The sequence below is a fragment of the Phocaeicola sp. genome (assembly GCF_048170425.1).
Classification (GTDB): Bacteria; Bacteroidota; Bacteroidia; order Bacteroidales; family Bacteroidaceae; genus Phocaeicola.
Genome location: NZ_DBEXBB010000213.1, coordinates 1 through 6,168, shown reverse-complemented (window position 1 = coordinate 6,168; position 6,168 = coordinate 1). Strand labels below are relative to the sequence as shown.

Sequence of the window (6,168 nt, the reverse complement as noted above, 5' to 3'; positions counted from 1 at the left end):
GTAATTCTTTTCTGTTTGAGAGGTTAATTTCAATGGAGTTTTTAATGTTAAAAAGGAGTGAGGCTGATAATCCCATTTTAAACTTTTTATACCATCCTTATAATATAGTGGACTAAGTTCAATGTGTGAGTTCTCTGAAGTTTGGAACTGAGTAGGAATGCCTTTTTCAAAGGTGTATTTCTCTGCCTGCGTAAATAATGATATTGTTAATGATAAAATTAGAGTGAGATATCTCATAGTATATTTTTAATAGTTTCTATAATAATTTTACTCAGAGACAAATAAAATAGTTTTTAGGGTGATTTATGTTCCTAAATTGTACAATTGGTGTATGTGTTTTGTATATTTTGTTTTAGACGCTTGTATATTTCAAGATTTTTATCGAATATTGCAGGTAATAGCTTCTACGAATCTAAGAAAAATGAGACAAATATTTTTGTATTGTCTTTTACTAATATCGTTAGCTGGATTATCCCCTCGTCTGGCTGCTCAAAATATAACCTTCAAGCATCTTTCTACTGATAATGGCCTGTCACAAATCTCTGTGAATGATATCTATGTGGACGAAAATAATCTGATATGGATTGGTACACGTGAAGGGTTGAACTGTTATGATGGGAATGATATTACGATTTATAGGCTGGAAAAAGATAATCCATATAGTTTATTTTCCAACCATCTTTTGCGTATTACGGGTGACCGGGAAGGATGTCTTTATTTGTTGTGTATGGAAGGAGTAGCCAGCTTTGACATGGATACCCGTAGGTTTACCACTTTGTTAAGTGGAAAGGTGGATGCCATGACCTATCATAAAGGCTTGTACATAGCATGTGGTAATGAGATTTTTCATTATAATAAAGAAACTGGTAATTTTGATAGCTTTTTCCGACTTTCTTCTGCCAGTGGGAATATTTCATCCTTATTCTTCGATTCTTCCATGCGCCTTTGGATTGGCACGGAGCATGACGGTCTTTATCGCTGGATAGAAGGGCAGGAGGCGCTACATCTGGTAAGCATGCAGCATGTGTCTTCTATTTTTGAAGATTCTTCACGTAATATTTGGGTCGGAACCTGGAATAGAGGTATTTACCTTTTTGATAGCAATGATACGATGCGTAATTTACGTGCGTCTTTGTCTGGTGAATCTTCTCTGTCTTCCGATTTCGTACGCTGTTTTCAAGAAGACAATAAGGGGAATTTATGGATAGGAACAGAAACCGGACTAGATTGTCTGGACACAGGGACGGGCCAACTTTCACATTATGGAGAAAGGGTGGATTCATATGGATTGACTCATTCTTCAGTGTGGTGTATGCAAAAGGATGCCCAAGGAACTATCTGGGCTGGAACTTATTTTGGAGGTGTGAACTATTTTAATCCGGAATATGCGATATACCGTTTTTTCCGGAAAGGGGAGAAACCTTCTGAGGGGTTAAGCAGTCCGATTGTGGGAAACATGCTTGAGGACAAAAGGGGGCATATCTGGATTTGTACGGAAGGTGGTGGTCTGAATCGGTTTGATCCGGAAACAGGAACTTTTCAGTGGTTTACCCATCAGTCTGCCGCTAATAGTATCTCGCATAATAATGTAAAATCAATTTGGTATGATGAGGCAGAAGACTGTATCTGGTTGGGATTGCATTTGGGAGGAATCAATAAACTGGATATAAAAACCGGACGTTTCACTGTATATCGGAAAATAGAAGGAAATCAGGAAACTATTCCTTCGGATATCGTACGTGATATCATACCCTATAAAGATAGTCTGGTAGTAGCCACTCAGACTGGTGTCTGTCTGTTTTCGCGTACTACAGGAAAATGCCGTCAGTTGTTCCAGAATCATAAGGAGGGGAAATTGATTCGTATGGTAGCTGATTTAGAGTTTGACAAGAATGGAGTCTTATGGATGGCGGTAACAGGTGAAGGGGTTTTTTCCTATAATCTGGCTACGGATTTGTTAACGCATTATGGATATCGTAATGGAGAACCTGGTATCAGTAATAATAACGTGAACAGTATTTTCTGTGACAATGAAAATAAAATATGGTTTTCTACTTCGGGCAGCGGGTTGGATTGTCTGGATCAGAAAACAAATACTTTCCGAAACTATGATGTATCCAATAGCGGCTTTCCCGGAGATTGTATTTATAAAGTTTGTGAGGGAAATCATCACGAACTGTTGATGATTACGAATCAGGGATTTTCTTGTTTTGATTATCGGAAGGGAACTATACGTAACTATGTATCGGAAAATGGTTTCCCGTTATATTCCGTGAACGAGAATGCTTTGTTTCTGTCAAAGAAGAAAGAAGTCTTTTTGGGAGGCACTTCAGGGATGGTAATGTTTGCTCTTGATAGTTTGGACTATGGTTCAAAGCCCTATTCCATCATGTGGAGCCGTTTGGTGGTAAACGGTAAAGAGATAATGGTTAATGACGCTTCTGGTATTTTGAAACACGCTTTGAATCATACTTCACGAATTACTTTGCAGGCAGATCAGAATATGTTCAGTATTTATTTTGCCACTAATAACTATGTGCCTGAGAACAAGGAGCCGATGGAATATCTTTTGGAAGGTTTTTCTAAAGAGTGGACTAAAGTAAGAGAACAGCCTGTTATTACTTATACAAACTTAAATCCGGGAACATATACTTTGTGGGTACGCTCATCTAATCCTGAAAGTTTAAGTAAACCCATCAGCATGGAGATTGTGGTAAAGCCACCGTTTTATGCTTCGAATTGGGCATTCTTGCTTTATGTTTTGTTAGTAGGAGGAATTGTTTACTACCTGATGCGGATGTATCAGAGCCGTGTAAAACTACAGGCTTCGCTGACTTATGAACAGCGCCATTTACAGGATATTGAGCGTCTGAATCAGAATAAGCTACGTTTCTTTACCAGTATTTCCCATGAGTTTCGTACTCCTCTAACCCTTATCATCGGACAGCTGGAAAAATTGATGCAGACTTCTCAACTTTCTCCTTCTGTTTATTCGAATGTATTGCTGGCTTATAAGAGTGGGGTACAGTTAAAGGAGTTGATAGGTGAGTTGCTGGATTTCCGTAAGCAGGAACAGGGCAAAATGAAACTGAAGGTATGCCGGATGAATCTGGTAAACTTTTTGAATGAAACATACCTGCTTTTCCAGCCTTATGCTGAAAGCAAGCAGATACATCTGGAATTCCATAAGTCACAAGATGATATTGAGCTATGGTTCGACTGGAAACAGATGCGGAAGGTGATTAATAATCTCTTGTCGAATGCCGTGAAGCATGTACCCTCTCAAGGTAAAATTGTGATGGAGGTAGGAGTAAACGATGAAGAAGCCTGGTTCTCGGTAGAAGACAATGGTAGTGGCATTCAACCGGCAGATATCGATAAGATTTTTGACCGCTTTTATCAAAGTTCATTGGACACAGAAATTAATGTAGGAACTGGTATTGGACTGGCCTTGACCAAGGGTATTGTGGAACTTCATCATGGCAAAATTTCTGTGGAGAGTGCACAGGGAAAAGGAACTAAGTTTATTGTACGCATTCCGTTGGGTAAGGAACTTTATTCGGAAGATGAAATCATTGAAGAAGGAGAAAATGCGATGGTCAGTCAGTTAACTTTTGACGCACAGAAGAAAGAGCTGGATACAGAGTTGTCAAGTGAATTATTGCCGACGGAAGAAACGTTCGTAGGAGGGAAAGATGGTTTCCGGCCTCGTATTCTGATTGTAGAGGATAACGATTCTATTCGCCAAATGCTGGCAGATTTGTTTGGGGGAATGTATGAGGTGGTGACTGCTGTCGATGGGCAAGATGCACTGGAAAAGGTGGAAGAGGCTTCTCCGCATATTATCTTGAGTGATGTGTTGATGCCGCGTATGTCGGGCATTGAACTGGTAAAGCAGTTGAAAGGTAATCTGGATACCTGCCATATTCCGGTGGTATTGCTGACTGCCCGTACGGAAATAGAACAAAACCTGGAAGGACTGAAAATCGGGGCGGATGATTACATCACGAAACCTTTTGATTCCCGGCTGCTGGTGTTCCGCTGTAATAATCTGGTAAATAATCGTCGCAAGTTGCAGGAGTATTTCACCAAACAACCTACCGTGGAGACCCCAGTACTTGCCACGAATCCGTTGGATAAAGGATTCCTTGATGAAGTGATTGCAGTGTTCGAACAGCACCTGGACGATTCAGACTTTACCGTAGATATGTTGGCGCAGAAAATGCTGGTTTCGCGTACGAGAATGTATGCAAAAATCAAGGCTATTACCGGGCAAACTCCCAATGATTTTTTCATTACCTTGCGATTGAAAAAGGCGGCTTTCCTTTTGCGGAATAATCCAGAACTGAATGTGACCCAGATTTCCGATCAGACTGGCTTCAGTTCACCCCGTTATTTCAGTAAACTTTTCAAGAAAGCCTATCAGCTGACGCCGATGGCCTATCGTCAGGGAGATGAATGATACGCTTTTTACTAACCTAAATATAGAAAAATGAAACAAGACCTTTTAGTTTGTATCTCTGCACTTTCCGGGTTAGCCGGATTGGCCGGATGTGGTCAAGCGCAGAAGCAGGAAGTTCCTAACCTGAAGCGTCCGAATGTGATTTTTATTTATTCGGATGATTTGGGTATCGGTGATTTGAGTTGTTATGGAGCAACGAAGATTTCTACGCCGAATATTGACAAGCTGGCAGCTCAGGGAGTACAGTTTACCAATGCATATGCTACTTCGGCAACTAGTACCCCCTCACGTTACGGAATGCTGACCGGATGCTATCCGTGGAGAAAGGAAAATACGGGCATTGCTCCCGGTAATTCTGAACTGATTATTGATACTACCTGTGTTACACTGGCTGATGTATTCCATGAGGCAGGTTACCATACCGCTGCTGTCGGAAAGTGGCATCTGGGACTTGGACCTGTAGGTGGAACTAATTTTAACGGGCTCATTAAGCCGAATACCCAGAGCATAGGTTTTGATTATGAGTTCATCATTCCGGCTACGGTAGACCGTGTGCCTTGTGTATTTGTGGAGAACGGAAGAGTTGCCGGTCTGGATCCTTCCGACCCGATTACTGTCAGCTATGACCATAAGGTGGGCGATTGGCCTACAGGTGAAGAAAATCCAGAACTGGTGAAACTGAAACCCAGTCAGGGGCATAACAATACTATTATTAACGGAATTCCTCGTATCGGATGGATGACAGGAGGTAAGGCTGCCTTGTGGAATGATGAGGAAATTGCTGATGTTATCACTGAAAAAGCGAAAAACTTTATCTGTTCGTCTACCGACAAACCTTTCTTCTTGTACATGGGTACGCAGGATGTGCACGTGCCGCGCATTCCTCATCCGCGTTTTGCAGGAAAGAGCGGGCTTGGCACTCGTGGGGATGTAATCCTTCAGCTGGACTGGACTATCGGACAGATTATGAATACTCTTGATAGTCTGGGTATTGCCGATAATACTTTGTTTATTTTTACCAGTGATAACGGTCCGGTCATTGATGACGGTTATCAGGACCAGGCACGGGAAATGCTGAACGGACACACACCTATGGGTATCTACCGTGGAGGAAAATACAGTTTGTACGAGGCAGGAACCCGCGTACCGTTCATTGTACGCTGGCCGGCAGCTATCCAGCAGCCTTGCAAGCAGCAGGGATTGTTCTCGCAGATTGACGTATTTGCTTCATTGGCAGAAATCATGGAAATGCCGCTGGCTGAAGGTGTAGCTCCAGACAGCCATGCACGGTCACAAGCTTTGATAGGTAAGGATCAAGCAGATCGTGAATATGTGGTAGAACAAAATCTGGATAATACACTGGCCATTATTCAGGGTGAATGGAAATATTTCCAGCCCAGCGATAAGCCGGCACTGGAATTCTGGACCAAGACAGAACTGGGTAACTCTCCGAAACCTCAGTTATATAACATACGAAAAGACCCGGCAGAGAAAGAGGATGTAGCATCACAGAATCCGGAAAAGGTGAAAGAACTTGCTACTTTATTGGATAAAGTAATAGCTTCAGAATAAAGGATTTAAAATGGATTCAAAAACGTCCTTGCGTTTGTACCAGAACGCAAGGACGTTTTATTTTAAACGCAAGTACGTTTTGACTAAAAACTCTTTGGTGTTTTGTTTCAAACGTAAAGGCGTTTTTCTTGAAA

Annotated in this window: 3 protein-coding genes; 2 read left to right on the top strand and 1 reads right to left on the bottom strand. The window is 41.6% G+C overall.

The features are described 5' to 3' along the window. Positions 1-237 (bottom strand): chondroitinase family protein (locus ACMJ0U_RS08445; protein ID WP_417129539.1); only part of this gene is annotated, 237 nt, incomplete at its 3' end. 184 nt (positions 238-421) lie between these two features. Here ACMJ0U_RS08445 and ACMJ0U_RS08440 point away from each other — a divergent pair. Then, positions 422-4,462 carry a hybrid sensor histidine kinase/response regulator transcription factor gene (locus tag ACMJ0U_RS08440; RefSeq protein ID WP_417129538.1) on the top strand — a complete coding sequence of 1,347 codons (4,041 nt, stop codon included), beginning with the start codon at positions 422-424 and terminating at the stop codon, positions 4,460-4,462. A gap of 30 nt (positions 4,463-4,492) precedes the next feature. Next, a complete protein-coding gene (locus ACMJ0U_RS08435; RefSeq protein ID WP_417129537.1) occupies positions 4,493-6,034 on the top strand; it encodes a sulfatase family protein in 1,542 nt (513 codons plus the stop codon). Positions 6,035-6,168 lie beyond the last annotated feature (134 nt).

Excerpts from the sequence above, each read along its gene's own strand:
- ACMJ0U_RS08440 (WP_417129538.1), top strand. The coding sequence starts at position 422 with ATGAGACAAATATTTTTGTATTGTCTTTTACTAATATCGTTAGCTGGA.
- ACMJ0U_RS08435 (WP_417129537.1), top strand. The coding sequence starts at position 4,493 with ATGAAACAAGACCTTTTAGTTTGTATCTCTGCACTTTCCGGGTTAGCC.